This is a genomic window from Pseudomonas brassicacearum (assembly GCF_918698105.1).
In the GTDB taxonomy this organism is placed as follows: Bacteria; Pseudomonadota; Gammaproteobacteria; order Pseudomonadales; family Pseudomonadaceae; genus Aquipseudomonas; species Aquipseudomonas brassicacearum_F.
In genome coordinates, this window is record NZ_CAKKMI010000035.1 from 45,165 (window position 1) to 63,187 (window position 18,023).

An 18,023-nucleotide genomic window follows, 5' to 3' on the forward strand; every position below is an offset into this window, starting at 1 on the left:
TGCTCCATGAGTAAAACTTGTGATCAACACGAAAAGGTTGAGTTTGTCTCATGCAGGGTCAGCTGTCGACAATGGCGCCATCTTTTACAGGAGGACGCATACCATGGCCCTGGCCCACACCCTCGGTTTTCCGCGCATCGGCGCCGACCGCGAACTGAAAAAAGCCCTCGAAGCCTACTGGAAGGGCGACCTCGCTCCGGCCGCGTTGCAGGCGGTGGGTCGCGAACTGCGGGCCCGGCATTGGCAATTGCAGAAAGACGCCGGCATCGACCTGCTGCCCGTCGGGGACTTTGCCTGGTACGACCAAGTGCTCAGCCACTCCTTGACCCTGGGCGCCGTGCCACAGCGTTTCCACAGTACCTTGAATGCCCAGGGCCGGCCGACCCTCGACACCCTGTTCGCCATGGCCCGTGGCGCCACGGCCAGTTGCTGCGTTGCCAACCACGGCCAGGCGCAATACGCCCAGGAGCTGACCAAGTGGTTCGACACCAACTACCACTACCTGGTCCCGGAGTTTTCCGTCGACCAGACCTTCGCCCTGAGCTGGGAACAGTTGTTCGATGAAGTGGACGAGGCCCATGCCTTGGGGCATCAGGTCAAACCGGTGATCATCGGCCCGTTGACCTACTTGTGGCTGGGCAAGGCCAAGGGCGCGGCGTTCGACAAGCTCGACCTGCTGGAGCGCTTGCTGCCGGTCTACGGTGAAATCCTCAACCGCCTCAAGGCCCAAGGTGTGGAGTGGGTACAGATCGACGAACCGATCCTTACCCTCGACCTGCCTCAAGCCTGGAAGAGCGCGTTCGAGCGGGCTTATCACATCCTCCAGTACTCGCCGTTGAAAAAGCTCGTGGCCACCTATTTCAGTGGCCTGCAAGACAACCTCGGCCTGGCGGTGAGCCTGCCGGTGGATGGCTTGCACATCGACGCGGTACGTGACCCGGAACAACTGGGCCAAGTGCTGGACCGGCTGCCGACCTACAAGATTCTTTCGGTGGGCCTGGTCAATGGCCGCAACGTCTGGCGCTGCGAACTGGAACAGGCGCTGGCGCAGTTGCAACCGGCCCAGGAGCGCTTTGGCGACAACCTCTGGGTCAGCACCTCATGCTCGCTGCTGCACAGCCCGGTGGACCTGGAGCGCGAAGACCGCCTCGATCCGGAACTCAAGAGCTGGCTCGCCTTTGCCGTGCAGAAGTGCGGTGAAGTGGCGGTGCTGCGCGATGCCCTGAACGATCCACAGGCGCCCGCTGTGCAACAGGCCTTGGCCGACAGCCGCGAGGTGCAGGCCAGTCGCGCCAGCTCGGCACGCATTCACAAACCCGCGGTCCAGGCGCGCCTGGCGGCAATCGGGCCACAGGACAGCCAGCGGCGTTCGCCATTTGCCAAACGCATCGAGCGCCAGCGCGCCCGTCTGAAACTGCCGGCTTTTCCCACCACCACCATCGGCTCCTTCCCGCAGACCCCGGCGATTCGCCTGGCACGCCAGGCCTACAAGCAAGGCAAGCTGTCGGCCACTGACTATCAGGACGCCATGCACACCGAGATCCGCCACGCTGTGCAGATCCAGGAACGCCTGGGCCTGGACGTGCTGGTGCACGGTGAAGCCGAGCGCAACGACATGGTGGAATACTTCGCCGAGCAACTGGACGGCTACGTCTTTACCCGTTTCGGTTGGGTGCAGAGCTACGGTTCGCGCTGCGTGAAACCGGCGATCATCTATGGCGACATCAGCCGGCCGAGCGCCATGACCGTCGACTGGATCCGCTACGCGCAAAGCCTGACGGACAAAGCCATGAAAGGCATGCTCACCGGTCCCGTGACCATGCTGATGTGGTCGTTCCCCCGCGAAGACGTGTCGCGCCAGGTCCAGGCCCGACAACTGGCCCTGGTCCTGCGCGATGAAGTGCTGGACCTGGAAAAGGCCGGGATCAGGATTGTGCAGATCGACGAGGCGGCGTTCCGCGAAGGGTTGCCGCTGCGTCGCGGGCAATGGCAGGAGTACCTGGATTGGGCGGTGGACGCGTTCCGTTTGTGCGCCTCGGGGGTGGCTGATGAAACCCAGATCCATACCCACATGTGCTACAGCGAATTCAATGACGTGATCAAGGCCATCGCCGACATGGACGCCGATGTCATCACCATCGAGACCTCGCGTTCGGACATGGAATTGCTGGAGGCTTTCGAGGCCTTCGACTACCCGAACGACATCGGCCCGGGCGTCTATGACATCCACTCCCCACGGGTGCCGGACACGGCCGAGATGGTTGCGCTGATGAGCAAGGCGGTAAAACGGATCGCCGCGGAGCGGCTGTGGATCAACCCCGACTGCGGGCTGAAAACCCGGGGCTGGCCGGAAGCGGAAGCGGCACTGGTGAACATGGTGGCGGCGGCGCGGCAGTTGCGTAGCCAGCTGGCCTGAAGCTCCGGACACTCCTATAGGCATGCCCTCAACCTGCGGCCAGGGGAGCTTTTTGTGGCGAGGGAGCTTGCTCCCGCTGGGTTGCGAAGCAGCCCCAAAATTCCATGCCTTGATCACATTTCGAGGTTGAAGCGTTTTGGGACCGCTTCGCGGTCCAGCGGGAGCAAGCTCCCTCGCCACAGGGTTGTCTACATGGCTTCAACTAACCATTCGGCAATCTTCATCAAACTGTCACGCAACTGTGGCAGCGCGCTTGAACAAACTTCATCAGACTCGCGCTCTACTGGGGTTCTGCGTTTCGGTGTTTGTTCATGCGTGTATTCATTTTCCTGGCCGCGTTGTTTTTCGGCCTGCCGTCGATGGCGGCTTCTCGGTGTGACATCAATGTCGCGACCCAACGGGTCGATCTGGATCAGGTGAGCCTGGCCTACCAGAGCGTTGGCCGTGCCTCGGATCCGGCGCTGTTGCTGGTGATGGGCCTGGGTGGGCAGTTGATCCATTGGCCGGACGAAGTGGTGGTCGCCCTGTGCGAGCAGGGTTTCCGGGTGATTCGCTACGACAACCGCGACGTCGGCCTGTCCACCTGGCGCCAGGCCCCCGGCAGCGCCAACCTGACCTTCGAAGCCCTGCGCTACAAACTCGGCTTGCCCGTGGCCGCGCCTTATACCTTGACCGACATGGCCGATGATGGGCTGGGGCTGATGGACGCCTTGCAGGTGCAAAGCTTCCATGTGTTGGGCGTGAGCATGGGCGGGATGATCGCCCAGCATATGGCCGCCATGGCGCCGCAGCGGGTCGAAAGCCTGACCCTGATCATGACCAGTTCCGGTGCCGAAGGCTTGCCCGCACCCAGCGCCGCGCTGGTGCAGTTGCTGTCGCGGCGCAGTGCGCCGAATCGCGAAGCGGCCCTGCAGCAGCAGGCCGATCTGCTGGCCGCATTGGGCAGCCCGATGGTGGTGGATGATCGCCAGGCCTTGCTGCATCAGGCCGCCGTGGCCTATGACCGGGCCTTCAACCCCGAAGGGGTGAAGCGCCAGATCATGGCGATCATGGCCGAGCCGAGCCGGGTGGCACTGCTCAATCAACTGCGGGTGCCGACCCTGGTGGTCCATGGCACCGCCGACCCGTTGCTGCCGGTGATGCATGGCGTGCATCTGGCGGCGCACATCCAAGGCAGCCAGTTGAAGCTGATCCCGGGCCTGGCCCATCGTTTCCAGGAGGCCTTCAAGGCGCCGTTGCTCGGAGCCGTGTTGCCGTATCTGCAGCAGCACCGCGAAGACACGTCGCACTGGGCGCAGATCGAACCGGTGCAGGCGCCTAATCTGCTCTGATACACCGACCTGCCTGGCTTTTGTGGCGAGGGAGCTTGCTCCCGCTGGGCTGCGCAGCAGCCCAACATTTCATGCCTTGATCCTATTTTCAGGTTGAAACATTTTGGGACCGCTTCGCGCTCCAGCGGGAGCAAGCTCCCTCGCCACAAAAGCGCCTTGCGAGGCATTCAACGCGCCCGTGCCTGCTCCACCAACCACCCCATCAATTCCTGCAACGGCCCCGACACCTGGGGTTTGTGCGGATGCACCAGGTGATAACCCAGGCCGGTCTTGACCTTCAGTTCGAACGGCATCACCAGCCGGCCGGCGCTCAGGTCGTCGCCGATCAGCGACCAGTCGCCAATCGCCACGCCCGTGCCTTGGGAAGCCATGGACATCGCCAGGTCCAGGGTTTCGAAATGCTGGCCCTTGCTGACATTGCTCAAGTGCACATCGGCCGCCGCCAGCCAGGCGTTCCAGTCGCGCTCGTCACGGGTAGGGTGCAGCAGCAGGTGTTGTTGCAGATCGGCGGGTTCACGCAGCGGCACCGGGCCTTCCAGGAGCGGGCGGGAGCAGACGGGCGTCAGCTGTTCATCGAACAGGTGCACGCACGCCAGCGAGGCGTCGGGTGGTGGGCCATAGACCACCGCGGCGTCGAAGGCTTCGCGCTGGAAATCCACGCCGTGCCTGACCGTGGTGGTCAACTCCACCGGCACGTCCGGCCGCTCCTTCTGCCATTGCAACAGGCGCGGCAGCAGCCAGCGCATCACGCAGGTCGGGGCCTTGAGTTGCAGGGTCTGGCGTTTTTCGCCGACCTGCTCGACCGCCTCGCCGATCAGCCTGAACACCTGCTGCACCCGGGGCAGCCACGCCTGGCCTTCGGCAGTCAGGCTCAGGCCACGTGCCTGGCGCTGGAACAGCGCATAACCCAAATGATCTTCCAGCCCGGCGATCTGCCGGCTCACCGCGCCTTGGGTGATGTGCAGTTGCTCGGCGGCCCGGGTGAAGTTGCAGCATTGGGCCGTGATCAGAAACGTGTGCAGCGCCGGCAGCGGGGGAAGTCGTTTCATTTCGGATCCAAGCCATGACCTGAGGACATGGCTAGTATGACTTTTTATCCATTGTTGTCGCTAGGCTCGGACCGTTCCAATAACGCCATTCCCAAGACAAAAAAGGGTCCCGCCGCAGGCTGTGCGCGACCCTTTTCACGATAAGAAAAAGGCAATGGCAATGGCAACGTGCGGCGAAGTATTGGTCAAGTTACTCCAGGCCTATGGCGTGGAGCAGGTGTTCGGCATTCCTGGTGTGCACACCGTCGAGTTGTACCGCGGGCTGGCCCGTTCCAGCATCCGCCATGTGACCCCGCGCCATGAACAGGGCGCAGGTTTCATGGCCGATGGTTACGCCCGGGTCAGCGGCAAGCCCGGCGTGTGTTTCATCATCACCGGCCCGGGCATGACCAACATCAGCACCGCCATGGGCCAGGCCTACGCCGATTCGATCCCGATGCTGGTGATCTCCAGCGTGCAGTCGCGCAACCAGTTGGGCGGCGGGCGCGGCAAGTTGCATGAACTGCCGAACCAGAGCGCGCTGGTGGGCGGGGTGGCGGCGTTTTCCCACACGCTGATGTCCGCCGCTGAATTGCCCGGCGTGCTGGCCCGGGCGTTCGCCGTGTTCCAGGCTGGGCGTCCGCGGCCGGTGCACATCGAAATTCCATTGGACGTGCTGGTCGAAGACGCCGATGCCTTGCTCGCCAGCGTGCCGGTGAACATCAACCGCGCCGGTGCTGCGCCGAGTGCCGTGGCGCAAATGGCGGCAACGCTGGCATCGGCCAAGCGGCCGTTGATCCTGGCCGGTGGCGGTGCCCTCGACGCGGCGGCCGAAATGACTGAATTGGCCGAACGTCTCGGCGCGCCAGTGGCGTTGACCATCAATGCCAAGGGCCTGTTGCCGTCCCGCCATCCGTTGTTGATTGGCTCCACCCAGAGCCTGGTCGCCACTCGCGCGTTGGTGGCCGAGGCGGATGTGGTGCTGGCCATCGGCACCGAACTGGCCGAGACCGACTACGACATTACCTTCGCCGGCGGCTTCGAGATTCCCGGTGCACTGCTGCGCATCGACATCGACCCGGACCAGACCGTGCGCAACTACCCGCCGCACCTGGCGCTGGTGGCCGACGCCCGTGTCGCTGCCCGGGCCGTGCTCGACGCCTTGAGCCAGCCCCCCTTGGCCGAGCGCCGTGACGATTGGGGCGCGACACGTGTGGCCCGGTTGCGCGCGGATCTTCAAGGCAGTTGGGACGCGGCGACCCGCGCCCAGACCTTGTTTCTCGACACCGTCTTGCAAGCGCTACCTGAGGCGGTGTTCGTCGGCGATTCGACCCAACCGGTGTACACCGGCAACCAGACCTTCAACCCGGAGCAGCCACGCCGCTGGTTCAATTCATCCACCGGCTACGGCACCCTCGGCTACGCCTTGCCGGCGGCCATTGGTGCCTGGCTCGGTGGCAAGGACCGGGGCCACGGTCGCCCGCCGGTGGTGTGTTTGATTGGCGATGGCGGGTTGCAGTTCACCCTGCCGGAACTGGCCAGCGCCGTGGAGGCGCGCACGCCGGTGATCGTGCTGCTGTGGAATAACCAGGGCTACGAAGAGATCAAGAAATACATGGTCGACCGCGCCATCGAACCGGTGGGCGTGGACATCTACACCCCGGATTTCATCGGCGTCGCCAAGGCCTTGGGCTGCGCTGCGCAAGCCATCGACGGCGTGGCGCAACTGCACGCCGCGTTGCTCGCCGCTTGCGACCGGCAGGGCCCGACGCTGATCGAAATCGACCAGGCAACCTGGATGGCGCAGGTGTCGAAATGAATTTCCCTACGACACAGGACGGGCTGTACATCAACGGTGAGTGGTTGGCCGGCGATCAACCGCTGCGGGTGATCAACCCGGCGACCGAAGCGCTACTGACCACCGTTTATGGCGGCGATGAACGCGCCGTCGACCAGGCGTTGAACGCCGCGACCCAGGCCTTCATGCGCTGGTCGAGCACCAGCGGCGCCGAGCGTGGCGCGATCCTGCGCCGGATTGCCGCTGGCGTGCGGGATGCTCGTGAACGGTTGATGCACCTGCAATCGAGCAACAATGGCAAACCGCTGTTCGAAGCGGCCATCGATGTCGACGATGTGGTCGCCACCTTCGAGTATTACGCCGAGTTGGCCGAAGGCCTGGACGCCCGGCAAGACAGTCCGCTGGCGTTGCCCAGTGCTGATTTCAGCGCACGCCTGCGCCGCGAACCCTGCGGCGTGGTCGGCCTGATCGTGCCGTGGAATTTCCCGATGGTCACCACCGCCTGGAAACTTGCCCCGGCGTTGGCGGCCGGCTGCTGCGTGGTGCTCAAGCCCTCGGAGGTCACGCCGTTGCCGGAGCTGGAACTGGCCTTGATCATCGCCGGCTGCGGGTTGCCCGACGGCGTGTTCAACCTGGTCTGCGGCACGGGCCTGGCAGTGGGGGCGCCCTTGGCGGCGGACCCGCGTGTGGCAAAGATTTCCTTCACCGGCAGCAATGCGGTGGGGGTGCAAGTGATGCAGCGGGCGGCGGAAACAGTGAAGGGCGTGAGCCTGGAACTGGGCGGTAAATCGTCCTTGCTGGTGCTGGCCGATGCCGACCTGGACCTGGCGGTGGAGCTGGCCTGTGGCGGTGGTTTCTTCAATGCCGGACAGATGTGTTCGGCCACCAGTTGTGTGCTGGTCGCCGATGAACTGGCCGATGAATTCCTGCAACGGCTCAAGACCCGCGCCGAGGCGATCCGCGTGGCCGACCCGTTCGACCCGGATGTGGAGATGGGCGCGCTGGTCAACCAGGCGCAGTACCAACGAGTGCTGGGACACATCGACCGTGGCTTGAGCGCCGGAGCGACGCTGGTATGCGGTGGGCAGCGGCCCGCGCATCTGCCACGGGGCTTTTTTTTACAGCCGACAATCTTCACCGACGTGCCCTTGGACAGTGCGTTGTGGTGCGAAGAGATCTTCGGGCCGGTGTTGTGTGTACGCCGTTTCAGCACCCCGGCGCAGGCCGTCGCCTTGACCAACGACAGTCGTTTCGGCCTGGTGGCCAGCGTGGTCAGCCGTGATACGACGGCTGCCGAAGAGGTTGCCAACGCTTTGCAGGCGGGGCTGGTGTGGATCAACGCACCCCAGGTGATTTTTCCCCAGGCGGCGTGGGGTGGCTACAAGCAGAGCAGCCTCGGTCGCGAATTGGGGCCTTGGGGATTGGCCGCGTTTCAGGAAATCAAGCATGTGATCCGGGCCGTCTGATAGCACGTTATCAGGTCACGCATGCCTCGAAAAAAGGCATGCGCCAGGAACATGGCTCCAATGAGTTTTTTTCGATAGTCAGGGATTTTGCACAACCTCAGGATGGCCGCAGGTGGCGGTGAAGCCCTTGTTGTACGGGGCTTTGCTCGACGTCGAACGGTGCGGGCGCAACGGTTTTTACCCACCTCATACTTAAAAGAATAAAGGGAGTCCTCCATGGGCGAGCATGATCTGAACAGACGTCAATTCATCAAGACTGCAAGTGTGGTTTCGGTAGCGGCGGCCGCCATGAGCGTGCCCTTCATCAGCGCCCGGGCCAGCGATACGCGGTTCGTCGGCAAGACCCTGCGCCTGCTCACCTGGTCCGATGACACCGGGCTGGCGGCGTTGCGCAACATCGCGGCCACCTTCGAGGCCAAGACCGGGGCCAAGGTCATTGCCGACCGCACCGGCAGTACCTCGGAAATGGTCGCCAAGCTCAAGGCCGGTGGCGACCGGCCGCAGTACGACATCATCACCCTGGCCGGCGTCGGCGCCGAGGGCCTGGCCGCCGCCGGACTGCTGGAAAAGCCCGACCTCAACCGCATTCCCAACCTGGCCGACGTGCCGGCGCAATACCGCACGGGTGCCGGCGGCCATGGCATCGGTTATTTGCTGTGGTGCAACAGCCTGGTCTACAGCACCCGGACTTTGAGTCAGGCGCCGGACAGTTACGCCGCGCTTTGGGATGCGGACCTGGCGCCGAACATTTTCCTGCCGCCGCCGAACTGGACCGAGGCCATGGACCTGATCATCATCGCCGCCAAGCTGGCCGGTGGTGACGAACACAACATCGAACCCGGCTTCAAGAAGCTCGCCGAGCTCAAGGACCGGGTGGTGACCCTGGGGGAAAACCCGAACCAGATCGCCGAGTTGTTTCGCACCGGCTCCCTGGACATGGGTGGCTTGTACGCGCCGGCGTTTTTCCCCAAGCAGATCCGCGACCCGGCCTACGGCCTGGGGGCAACATTCGGCATGAAGGAAGGTTTCTACACCGACCTGATGCTCTCGGTCATGCCGAAAAACCGCCCGGGCGACACCGACCTGGCCTACGCCTTCATCGACCACTCCCTCGACCCGCTGGTGCAGGGCAAGATGGCCGAAGACATCTACAACGGCCCGGTCAACGCCAAGGCCATCATCTCCAGCGAAGCACGCAAGAGTCCCTACATCCTCACCCCGGAGCAAATCGCCGACAAAGCGATCATGCACGACAACGCCTTCCTGGCGACGGTGCATGACCAATGGATTCGCCGGTACACGGAAATCTTCTCTTCCTGAAACGCATGCCAGACACCGGCTGCCTAGCAATGCGGCCTCTGTGACCACCCGAGAACCAGTGTGGGAGCGAGCTTGCTCGCGATAGCGGTGGTTCAGTTGATGGAGATGCTGACTGTGCTGTCGCCTTCGCGAGCAGGCTCGCTCCCACAAGGATCTGGGGTGTTCATGAGTTTTTGCATGCACCAAGGGCCCAGTGTGGGAGCGAGCCTGCTCGCGATAGCGGTGGTTCAGTAGATGGAGATGTTGGCTGTGCCGCCGCCTTCGCGAGCAAGCTCGCTCCCACAAGGATCTGGGGTGTTCATGAGTTTTTGCATGCACCAAGGGCCCAGTGTGGGAGCGAGCTTGCTCGCGATAGCGGTGGTTCAGTTGATGGAGATGCTGACTGTGCTGTCGCCTTCGCGAGCAAGCTAGCTCCCACAAGGATCTGGGGTGTTCATGAGTTTTTGCATGCACCAAGGGCCCAGTGTGGGAGCGAGCTTGCTCGCGATAGCGGTGGTTCAGTTGATGGAGATGCTGACTGTGCCGCCGTCTTCGCGAGCAGGCTCGCTCCCACAGGGAAGTGGTTGTTTTGAGATTGTGTTTGTTCTGTCGTTTTCCACTGACGAGATCTTGCCATGGAACACCTACCGTTAACCCAGCCCCAGGGTGTTGCGCCCATGCGCGCCACCCGGGGTATGTCACCCACCCGCCGAGCCTGGCTGTTCCTGTCGCCGTCGATGCTGTTTCTCGGTGTGCTGATCGCTGCCAGCCTGTTGGTGCTGCGCATGAGCGTCGGCACCAAGGGCGCGGAGTGGAGTGGGTTCAGCCTCGCCAGCTACGGGCAGTTGCTGGAGCCTTATTACCTCAAGTCCCTGCTGCTGACCTTGCGCCTTGCGTTGATCAGCGCAGTGATCGCCGTGCTGCTGGCGATCCCTGTGGCCTACACCATGTCGCGCCTGGCCTCGCCGTTGTTGCGGCGGGTGTTCCTGGCGGCGGTGCTGTTGCCGCTGTTGGTCAACCTGCTGCTGCAAAGCTACGGCTGGCTGGTGATCCTCGGTCCTGCCGGCATGCTCAACCAGGCGCTCATGGGCCTGGGCCTGATCAAGCGGCCGATCATGCTGCTTTACAACCAAAACGGTGTGTTGATGGGCCTGGTCCAGACGGCCTTTCCATTGGCCGTGCTGCCCATCGCCAGCGCCATGCGTGGCGTGGCACGCAGTTATGAAGAGGCCGCTGCCACCCTCGGCGCCAGTCGCTTGCAGGTGTTTCGCCAAGTGGTGCTGCCCATGAGCCTGCCAGGGATCATCACCGGCGCGACGCTGGTGTTTGCCTACAACGCCAGCAGTTTTGTCGTGCCGCTGCTGTTGGGCGGGCGGCGGGTGCCGATGTTGGCGGTGATGGTCCACGACCAGATTGCCCCATTGATGAACTGGCCCGCCGCGTCCGCCGCCGGGGTGGTGCTGATTGTCACCACGCTGATGATCATGACCCTGTCCGAATATTTCACCGGCCGTCGTCGGCGGATGCTGGAGGCTTCCCAATGAGCGTGTTGAGCAAAAAGCGCCAGGCGCTGTTGCCCGGTGAAACCGGGCGCGCAGTGGGGCTGCTGTCGGGTTTCATCCTGTTGCTGGCGGTGCTGCCGATCCTGACCATGATCGTCATGTCCTTCAGTGGCGCGGCGAACCTGGACTTTCCGCCGAGCAGCTACAGCCTGCAATGGTATCGGGCCGCCTGGCACACCTTCGTGTCGCCGGATGCCAGCGATGTGCTGAGCCTGGGCCAGGCCCTGGGCACCAGTTTGTGGGTGGCCTGCCTGACGATGATTTTCGCCACGTTGATCGCGGTGCCGGCGGCCTACGCGCTGACCCGTTGCGAGTTCCGTGGCAAGGCCGTGGCGTTGCAACTGATGTCGCTGCCGCTGGTGTTTCCCATGGTGGTGCTGGGGTTGGCGCTGCTGCTGGTGTTCGACAGCCTGCCATTCCAGATGACCACCTCGCGGCTGGTCATTGCCCACGTGATCCTCGCCTTGCCGTTTGTGGTGAAAAACTGCACCGCCGCCATGCTCGGCATCGGCAGTGAAGTCGAAGAAGCCGCGCGCATGCTTGGGGCGACACCACGGCGGGCCATCGTCGATGTGGTGGTGCCGTTGATGAAGTCGGGGATTCTCGCCGGGATGCTGCTGGCGTTCATTGTCTCGTTCAACGAATTCACCGTGACCTATTTCCTCTACACCATCGATGTCATGACCGTGCCGATCTGGATGTACAGCCGCACCGTGTCGTCGCTGGACCCCACCGTTTTTTCGTTTGCCGTGCTCATCGTGCTGATCGACTTCGTGTTGATCTGGGCGTTGGAGAAACTGGTGGGCGAGGGCGGCGTTTCCTTTTGATTTCGAGGTGAAGACATGACTGGACTGATACTGGAAAACGTCGAGAAACATTACGGCTCGGCCTGCGCGGTGACGGACGTGAACCTGCATTTGCCCGAGGGCAAACTGGTGTGTTTCCTCGGGCCTTCGGGCTGCGGCAAGACCACCTTGCTGCGCATGATCGCCGGCCTGGAAAGCCTCAGTGGCGGCGAAATCCGCCTGGATGGCCAAGACATCGGCCACACCCCGGCGCACCTGCGCAACTTCGGCATGGTGTTTCAATCGCTGGCGTTGTTCCCCCACATGACCGTCGGCGAGAACATCGCCTATCCGCTGAAGCTGCGGGGCGTCGGCAAGGCCGAGCAACAGGCGCGGGTGGTGGAGTTGCTGGAACTGATCCAGCTCCAGGCGATGATCGACCGGCCCGTGGCGAAACTGTCCGGTGGCCAGCGCCAGCGCGTGGCGATTGCCCGGGCCATTGCCGCCCGACCGAAAATCCTCCTGCTGGACGAACCGCTGTCGGCCCTGGACGCGAAGTTGCGTGAGTCGATGCAAGTGGAAATCCGCCAACTGCAACAGCGGTTGAACATCACCACTATTTTGGTGACCCACGATCAACGCGAAGCCATGACCATGGCCGACATCGTCGTGGTGCTGGGGGAACATCGGGTGCAACAGGTCGGTACGCCGATCGAGATCTACCGGCACCCGGCCAATGAATTCGTCGCCGACTTCATCGGCTCAGGCAACATCTTCCCGGCGACCACCCTGGGCAACGGACGGGTCGGGCTGCCGGGCGGGGACACGCTGGACGTGCCGGCCAGCCATAGCGTCATCGCTGGCGAGAAGATCAAGTTGCTGGTGCGCCCCGAAGACCTGCAACTGTCCTCGCCCCAGGCCACGGCGGGTAACCGGTTGCTGGGCAAGGTGACGTTCGTGCGCGACATTGGCGCGACCGTCGAGACCACAGTGGAATGTTCCGGGATTTCGTTCACGGCGCTGAGCACGCCTTGCCAGGGCATGGACCTGGGGATTGGGCACGCGGTGTCGGTGACCATACCGGCGCAGGCGTGTCGGTTGCTCGGTGCCTGAGTTCAAGAGATGAGGTGTTTTTGCTGGCCTCATCGCGAGCAGGCTCGCTCCCACAGTTGATTGTTATGAACAGCGAACCCCTGTGGGAGCGAGCCTGCTCGCGATGGGGCCGGCCCAGTCAACACAAACCCCAGGTCAAACAGTCATCCGCAACCGCGCCAGATCCCGCAACGGCGGTGCACCGAACAACCGGCTGTACTCGCGGCTGAACTGCGAAGGGCTTTCATAACCCACCCGATACCCCGCCGCCGAGGCTTCCAGCCCTTCGGCGAGCATCAGCCGGCGGGCTTCCTGCAGGCGCAGTTGCTTCTGGTATTGCAGCGGGCTCATGGCGGTCATGGCCTTGAAGCGGTGATGCAGAGTCGAGACGCTGAGGTTCACTTCCCGGGCCAGGTCATCGATGCGCAGCGGCTGTTCGAAATGGCCGTTGAGCCATTTGATCGCCTGGCTGATGCGATGGCTCTGACTGTTGGCGATGGCGATTTCGTACAGCCGATAGCCCTGTGGGCTGCGCAGCAGGCGGTACAGAATCTCCCGGCGCACCAGCGGCGCGAGCATGGCAATGTCTTTCGGGCTGTCCAGCAATCGCGCCAGGCGCAGCACAGCGTCGAGCGTCGGCGTGTCCAGGCGTTCGACATACAGCCCGCGTCCAGCGGGGCGGGTCGGAACACCCAGGGGGCCGGCGTCGGCGATCAACGCGGTGATTTCCGCCGGGTCGATGTCCAGGCGCAGGGCGAGGATCGGCTCTTGCGGCGAAACGTCCGCGATGCAACCACTCAACGGCATCGACACCGAGACCACCAGGTAATGGAGCGGGTCATAGTTGAAGAACTCATCTGCCAGGCGCACCTGTTTGCTGCCCTGGGCCATGATGCACAGCGCCGGTTGCGCCAGCACCGGGGCGAACTTTTGGGGCTTGCTGTGGCGCGACAGGTTCAGCGAGCCGATGGCCGTGGCGTAGCTGCCGTCTTCGCTGGTGTTGCGGTCGATGATCGACGCCAATTCGGCGCGCTGTTGTTCCAAGTGCGTGTCCAGCGGGACGTTGGCGTGGTCGAGTGGCGACATGCCGGGATCCTCAGGCGATAGGAGCGATGAACAAAAGCATATGTTTGTGCAAGGCGCAGCGGTAGCAACATCCTGTTGAAAGCTTGCCTGATCCTGCACGGCGCAAGGGGCCATGACGGTGCAATGGAGCCGAAACTTGCTTGAAACCTTTTGTTTCAACTTCCCGGGTTTCGACCGGATCGATGGCAAATTTTGTGATGCCGATGCGCAGGATTGTGCAATGGGTCGGCAGGAATCGACTAACGAAGCTGGCGTCGTGGCGCTTAACCTTTGATCCTGTCGCAGCCTGTCCCCGGCTGCACAATGGATTACCTGGGAGGGTTGAACATGACTACACAGATCCCCGTCAGTCACATGGCTTTTATCCGGGCCCGCGGCGGTTGCTCCAGGCAACTGGGGGCGCGCCTGAGTACGCTGATCGCGCCCTCGCGCCTGGCTCCCGGTTGCTTGCACTTTGCCTTGCAGCAATCGCAATGCGACGCTGATTTGTGGCTGGTGTCCGGGCTCTGGGTCAATCAGCCGTCGATGGACGCCTACTTCAATTCACCGGCCATGGCGATTTTCGCCGAGCTGGTGCAGGACCTGGTGGTCAGCAGCCTGGATTTTCACACCTTCAGGGAAGTCTCCGCCGCCCAGGCGACCGAAGGGTGCCGGGCGCAGGTACACAAACTGGCCGGTTGAAGGTTTAATGAGCGTCATTTTCCACCGCCAGGATGCACCAGACATGGCACGTAAAGCCTTTGAAACCTTTGAAGCTGTTTCCGCCGTCGTTCCCAGGGAAGGCGGCGGCTACCATGCCGCCATTGCCACCAAGGCCCTCGGTGGCTCGGGTGCGCCGCGCTTCAACAAGATTCTTGAAGAGCAGACCTTCGAGACCGCTACCAAGGCTGATGAAGCTGCAGCCGTGCAGCTGACTCACCTCAAGGACGTCGACCTCGAGGGCGGGTTGGTCTGGTAAATCAGCATTCCCCAATAATGCTTTTGTGGCGAGGGAGCCGCTTGCTGGAAGATTTACTGCTTATCGAGGGCGATGCATCTTGAACAACGCCTCAGGCCCCAGCTGGAAATAATCCGCCGGCCCGCCACCGCGCAAGATCGGCTCGGCGGCGGCGGTGTCATATACCCCATCCTTCAACAGCCACTTGGCGATATGCACGGCGACCACTTCGCCGAGGATCAGCCAGCTTGGCACCAGCCCTTTGTCCGCCCGCTGCAGTTGAATGATCTGCGTGACCTTGCATTCGAAGGACACCGGGCTTTCGGCGACGCGTGGAACCTGGATTACCCGTGACGCCGCCGTCGTCAAACCCGCCAGTTCGAACTCATTGACCTCTGGCGCAACCATCGCGCAGCTCTGGTTCATCTGCTCGGCCAGCGGGCGCGTGGCCAGGTTCCAGGCGAATTCTCCGGTCTGTTCGATGTTGTTCAAGCTGTCTTTGCGCCCGACGCTGGAGAAGCCGATGATCGGCGGAATGTAGTTGAAGGCGTTGAAGAAACTGTAGGGCGCCAGGTTCAGGCGGCCTTCGGCATCCTGGGACGAAATCCAGCCGATGGGGCGCGGGCCAACAATGGCGTTGAACGGGTCATGGGGCAGGCCGTGGCCGTTGGCGGGTTCGTAGTAGTGGATATCGTCGGGCATGGCTGAAGAAGGTCCTGCAGTGGAGTTTCGAGGGATTGAAGATAGTGCAGGGCCTCACTGTTTTTGTCAGCATCCATGGAACCCTGTGGGAGCGAGCTTGCTCGCGATAACGGTGGATCAGCCAGTATCGTTGTTGACTGAAACTCCGCTATCGCGAGCAAGCTCGCTCCCACACTGGATTTCTGGGGTCAGACAAACTGTGCTCCGCTGTCATGGCTGTGTTGGTTCCACTTGCTCCAAAAACAACTAAGCCCGGCCGAAGCCGGGCTGTGAGGGTGTCGTTCACGGATTAGCTGATGGCGGCAGTGTTAGTACGATCGAAGCCATCTTCAGCAACGGTAGCGCCGTTAGTGCGGTCGAAGCCATCTTCGGCAACGGTAGCGCCGCCAGTGCGATCGAAGCCATCTTCAGCAACGGTGGCGCCGTTAGTGCGGTCGAAGCCATCTTCGGCAACGGTAGCGCCGCCAGTGCGGTCGAAGCCATCTTCAGCAACGGTGGCGCCGTTAGTGCGGTCGAAACCATCAGCAGCAACAGTGGCAGCGCCAGTACGGTCATAACCGTCGGCGGCGATGGCCGAGCTGGTGCGGTCGAAGCCGTCGGCAGCGAAGGTGTTGGCGGCCAGTACGGACAGGGTCAGGGCGATGATCAGTTTGGTTTTCATGGTCGTGCTCCAGAATGTTTTGGCGTGAGCGCCTTGGGTGTGGAGTTCATATTACGCTTGCTAATTTGATTAAAAAGCGCAAAAAAACGCTTAAACAAATCGATTTAATCGATGCGTTGTCCGTCGACGCAAAACGGTTGATGAGGCTTATCACCGACGTTCCGAATTGCGTTCTGTTGAGAGTGAGGATGGAAGCCAGGCATTAACCAGAGATTAATGTCAGATAAATCTTTGGGTATGCGGAACGAGAAAAGGGGCGAACCTGTTCAGGTGCGCCCCTTTTCTGTTTGTCCGACGTGGCTGTCAGTCAGTCACGATCCGCGAGTGCTTGCGGGTGTCTTTCATGGTGATGTACACCAGCAGCGACACGGCGATGCAGGCCGTCACGTACCAGTAGTAACCGGTTTCCATGCCGATGCTCTTGAACCACAGGGCGATGTATTCAGCGGTGCCGCCGAAGATCGACACGGTCAGTGCGTACGGCAGGCCGACGCCCAGGGCGCGGATTTCGGTGGGGAACAGCTCGGCTTTTACCACGGCGTTGATCGAGGTGTAGCCGCTGACGATGATCAGCGCGGCCATGATCAGGAAGAACGCGCCCCACCAGCTCTGGATGGTGTGCAAGGTGGTGAGGATCGGCACGGTGAACAGGGTGCCGAGGATGCCGAAGGCAATCAGGATCGGCCGGCGGCCGATCTTGTCCGACAGCCCGCCGATCACCGGTTGCAGGCACATGAACAGGAACAGCGTGGCGGCGGAAATGGTGGTGGAGTCGGAGATGCTCATGCCGACGGTGTTCACCAGGTATTTCTGCATGTAGGTGGTGTAGGTGTAGAAGGCCAGGGTGCCGCCCATGGTCAGGCCGACCACGGTCATCAGCTCTTTTGGATGGCGCATCAAGGTGCGCATCGCGCTTTCCTTGGCTTTTTCCTTCTTGGTGAACGACTCGGTTTCTTCCATGCCGCGACGCAGGTACAACGCCACGACCGCACACAGGGCGCCGATGGCGAACGGGATACGCCAGCCCCAGGCATACAGTTGTTCGGTAGTGAGGAATTGTTGCAGCACGATCAGCACGCCCAGCGCGATGAGCTGGCCGGAGATCAAGGTCACGTACTGGAAGCTGGAGAAGAAGCCGCGACGTTCCTTGGTCGCCATCTCGCTCAGGTAGGTGGCCGAGGTGCCGTACTCGCCACCGACCGACAGGCCTTGGAGCAAGCGGGCAAACACCAGCAGGATCGGCGCGCCGACGCCGATGGTTTCGTAGCTCGGGCTCAAGGCAATGATCAGCGAGCCGAAGCACATCAAGTACACCGAAGCCATCAACGCCCGTTTGCGGCCGGCACGGTCGGCGTACAGGCCCATCAACCACCCGCCGATCGGGCGCATCAGGAAGCCCACGGCGAAGATCGCGGCGGTGTTGAGCAATTGGGCGGTGGTGTCGCCCTTGGGGAAGAAGACTCTGGCGAAGTACAACGAGAACGCGGCGTAGACGTACCAGTCATACCACTCGACCATGTTGCCGACCGAGCCGCTGAAGATCGATTTGATCCGGCTGGCGGTGGTTCTTTCACGGGCGGGCACGGCAGCCGACCCAATGGGCAGGGCGTTGGAGTTGTCCATTGAAGGATCCTTCGTTTAATTGTTTTTGTGGAGCGCGTGGGAACGCAGCCTGACAGGGCTATAGCAGGAGCTGTGCCAGGTGGCAGAAGGCCGGTTTAGAGGGGGGCATGGCGCTGGATGAGCGGAAAGCCGCTCATTGTGGCTGGGGGTGTGGGCGGGAATCCGCTTATGCAGGGAGAGGGTTGTTGTCTGTACTGGCCTCATCGCGAGCAAGCTCGCTCCCACAGGGGCCTGCGA

At 62.4% G+C, this 18,023-nt stretch carries 16 protein-coding genes; 11 read left to right on the forward strand and 5 right to left on the reverse strand.

What is annotated here, in order from left to right:
* Window positions 1-103 precede the first annotated feature (103 nt).
* Together metE and LQ215_RS15690 are read left to right on the forward strand one after the other, a co-directional pair.
* A complete protein-coding gene (gene metE / locus LQ215_RS15685; RefSeq protein WP_230151185.1) occupies window positions 104-2,416 on the forward strand; it encodes a 5-methyltetrahydropteroyltriglutamate--homocysteine S-methyltransferase in 2,313 nt (770 codons plus the stop codon).
* 311 nt (window positions 2,417-2,727) lie between these two features.
* A complete protein-coding gene (locus LQ215_RS15690) occupies window positions 2,728-3,747 on the forward strand; it encodes an alpha/beta fold hydrolase (RefSeq protein ID WP_223471468.1) in 1,020 nt (339 codons plus the stop codon).
* A gap of 167 nt (window positions 3,748-3,914) precedes the next feature.
* Here LQ215_RS15690 and LQ215_RS15695 read toward each other — a convergent pair whose 3' ends face one another.
* Window positions 3,915-4,796, reverse strand: coding sequence for a LysR substrate-binding domain-containing protein (locus LQ215_RS15695; protein WP_230151187.1), 882 nt, complete (start codon window positions 4,794-4,796; stop codon window positions 3,915-3,917).
* A gap of 160 nt (window positions 4,797-4,956) precedes the next feature.
* Between LQ215_RS15695 and LQ215_RS15700 the strand changes: the two genes are divergently transcribed.
* The 6 genes from LQ215_RS15700 (at window position 4,957) to LQ215_RS15725 (ending at window position 12,798) form a co-directional block, all read left to right on the forward strand.
* Entirely contained in the window at window positions 4,957-6,594 is a 1,638-nt protein-coding gene (locus LQ215_RS15700) for a 5-guanidino-2-oxopentanoate decarboxylase (RefSeq protein WP_230151215.1), read from the forward strand.
* Window positions 6,591-8,039: an aldehyde dehydrogenase family protein gene (locus LQ215_RS15705; RefSeq protein ID WP_230151189.1), complete on the forward strand. Its 1,449-nt coding sequence runs from the start codon at window positions 6,591-6,593 to the stop codon at window positions 8,037-8,039. Before LQ215_RS15700 ends, LQ215_RS15705 begins: the two co-directional genes overlap by 4 nt.
* Window positions 8,040-8,255: 216 nt before the next feature.
* On the forward strand, window positions 8,256-9,359 hold the full coding sequence (locus tag LQ215_RS15710; protein ID WP_230151190.1) for an ABC transporter substrate-binding protein: 1,104 nt from the start codon (window positions 8,256-8,258) through the stop codon (window positions 9,357-9,359).
* A 614-nt stretch (window positions 9,360-9,973) separates the two neighbouring features.
* Complete coding sequence (locus LQ215_RS15715) at window positions 9,974-10,882, forward strand: ABC transporter permease (RefSeq protein ID WP_230151193.1); 909 nt, start codon at window positions 9,974-9,976, stop codon at window positions 10,880-10,882.
* Window positions 10,879-11,727 carry an ABC transporter permease gene (locus LQ215_RS15720; RefSeq protein WP_230151195.1) on the forward strand — a complete coding sequence of 283 codons (849 nt, stop codon included), beginning with the start codon at window positions 10,879-10,881 and terminating at the stop codon, window positions 11,725-11,727. The genes LQ215_RS15715 and LQ215_RS15720 overlap by 4 nt, the downstream gene beginning before the upstream one ends.
* A gap of 15 nt (window positions 11,728-11,742) precedes the next feature.
* Complete coding sequence (locus LQ215_RS15725; RefSeq protein WP_230151197.1) at window positions 11,743-12,798, forward strand: ABC transporter ATP-binding protein; 1,056 nt, start codon at window positions 11,743-11,745, stop codon at window positions 12,796-12,798.
* Between the two features lie 135 nt (window positions 12,799-12,933).
* Here LQ215_RS15725 and LQ215_RS15730 read toward each other — a convergent pair whose 3' ends face one another.
* Window positions 12,934-13,863 carry an AraC family transcriptional regulator gene (locus tag LQ215_RS15730; protein ID WP_230151199.1) on the reverse strand — a complete coding sequence of 310 codons (930 nt, stop codon included), beginning with the start codon at window positions 13,861-13,863 and terminating at the stop codon, window positions 12,934-12,936.
* Between the two features lie 112 nt (window positions 13,864-13,975).
* On the opposite strand from LQ215_RS15730, the gene LQ215_RS15735 reads away from it, so the two are divergent.
* From LQ215_RS15735 to LQ215_RS15745, 3 genes are read left to right on the forward strand one after another with little or no spacing between them, the layout of a single operon-like run.
* Window positions 13,976-14,137 (forward strand): hypothetical protein, encoded by a 162-nt coding sequence (locus LQ215_RS15735; protein WP_230151201.1) that lies wholly within the window; start codon window positions 13,976-13,978, stop codon window positions 14,135-14,137.
* Between the two features lie 53 nt (window positions 14,138-14,190).
* Window positions 14,191-14,544, forward strand: coding sequence for a putative quinol monooxygenase (locus tag LQ215_RS15740; protein WP_230151203.1), 354 nt, complete (start codon window positions 14,191-14,193; stop codon window positions 14,542-14,544).
* Between the two features lie 43 nt (window positions 14,545-14,587).
* Window positions 14,588-14,821 carry a hypothetical protein gene (locus tag LQ215_RS15745; RefSeq protein ID WP_230151205.1) on the forward strand — a complete coding sequence of 78 codons (234 nt, stop codon included), beginning with the start codon at window positions 14,588-14,590 and terminating at the stop codon, window positions 14,819-14,821.
* 60 nt (window positions 14,822-14,881) lie between these two features.
* On the opposite strand, the gene LQ215_RS15750 is transcribed toward LQ215_RS15745, so the two are convergent.
* From LQ215_RS15750 to LQ215_RS15760, 3 genes are all read right to left on the reverse strand, one after another.
* Window positions 14,882-15,502 (reverse strand): flavin reductase family protein, encoded by a 621-nt coding sequence (locus LQ215_RS15750; RefSeq protein ID WP_230151206.1) that lies wholly within the window; start codon window positions 15,500-15,502, stop codon window positions 14,882-14,884.
* Between the two features lie 289 nt (window positions 15,503-15,791).
* Window positions 15,792-16,163, reverse strand: a complete 372-nt coding sequence (locus LQ215_RS15755; RefSeq protein ID WP_230151208.1) for a heme utilization protein — start codon at window positions 16,161-16,163, stop codon at window positions 15,792-15,794.
* 303 nt (window positions 16,164-16,466) lie between these two features.
* Window positions 16,467-17,786: an MFS transporter gene (locus LQ215_RS15760; protein WP_230151209.1), complete on the reverse strand. Its 1,320-nt coding sequence runs from the start codon at window positions 17,784-17,786 to the stop codon at window positions 16,467-16,469.
* Between the last annotated feature and the right edge of the window lie 237 nt (window positions 17,787-18,023).

Bases quoted from the DNA above. Each gene is read 5' to 3' on its own strand.
- LQ215_RS15745 (WP_230151205.1), top strand. From the start codon at position 14,588: ATGGCACGTAAAGCCTTTGAAACCTTTGAAGCTGTTTCCGCCGTCGTT.
- LQ215_RS15750 (WP_230151206.1), bottom strand. From the start codon at position 15,502: ATGCCCGACGATATCCACTACTACGAACCCGCCAACGGCCACGGCCTG.
- LQ215_RS15730 (WP_230151199.1), bottom strand. From the start codon at position 13,863: ATGTCGCCACTCGACCACGCCAACGTCCCGCTGGACACGCACTTGGAA.
- LQ215_RS15705 (WP_230151189.1), top strand. From the start codon at position 6,591: ATGAATTTCCCTACGACACAGGACGGGCTGTACATCAACGGTGAGTGG.
- LQ215_RS15725 (WP_230151197.1), top strand. From the start codon at position 11,743: ATGACTGGACTGATACTGGAAAACGTCGAGAAACATTACGGCTCGGCC.
- LQ215_RS15735 (WP_230151201.1), top strand. From the start codon at position 13,976: ATGACGGTGCAATGGAGCCGAAACTTGCTTGAAACCTTTTGTTTCAAC.
- LQ215_RS15720 (WP_230151195.1), top strand. From the start codon at position 10,879: ATGAGCGTGTTGAGCAAAAAGCGCCAGGCGCTGTTGCCCGGTGAAACC.
- LQ215_RS15695 (WP_230151187.1), bottom strand. From the start codon at position 4,796: ATGAAACGACTTCCCCCGCTGCCGGCGCTGCACACGTTTCTGATCACG.
- LQ215_RS15700 (WP_230151215.1), top strand. From the start codon at position 4,957: ATGGCAACGTGCGGCGAAGTATTGGTCAAGTTACTCCAGGCCTATGGC.
- LQ215_RS15710 (WP_230151190.1), top strand. From the start codon at position 8,256: ATGGGCGAGCATGATCTGAACAGACGTCAATTCATCAAGACTGCAAGT.
- LQ215_RS15760 (WP_230151209.1), bottom strand. From the start codon at position 17,786: ATGGACAACTCCAACGCCCTGCCCATTGGGTCGGCTGCCGTGCCCGCC.
- LQ215_RS15690 (WP_223471468.1), top strand. From the start codon at position 2,728: ATGCGTGTATTCATTTTCCTGGCCGCGTTGTTTTTCGGCCTGCCGTCG.
- LQ215_RS15715 (WP_230151193.1), top strand. From the start codon at position 9,974: ATGGAACACCTACCGTTAACCCAGCCCCAGGGTGTTGCGCCCATGCGC.
- LQ215_RS15740 (WP_230151203.1), top strand. From the start codon at position 14,191: ATGACTACACAGATCCCCGTCAGTCACATGGCTTTTATCCGGGCCCGC.
- metE (WP_230151185.1), top strand. From the start codon at position 104: ATGGCCCTGGCCCACACCCTCGGTTTTCCGCGCATCGGCGCCGACCGC.
- LQ215_RS15755 (WP_230151208.1), bottom strand. From the start codon at position 16,163: ATGAAAACCAAACTGATCATCGCCCTGACCCTGTCCGTACTGGCCGCC.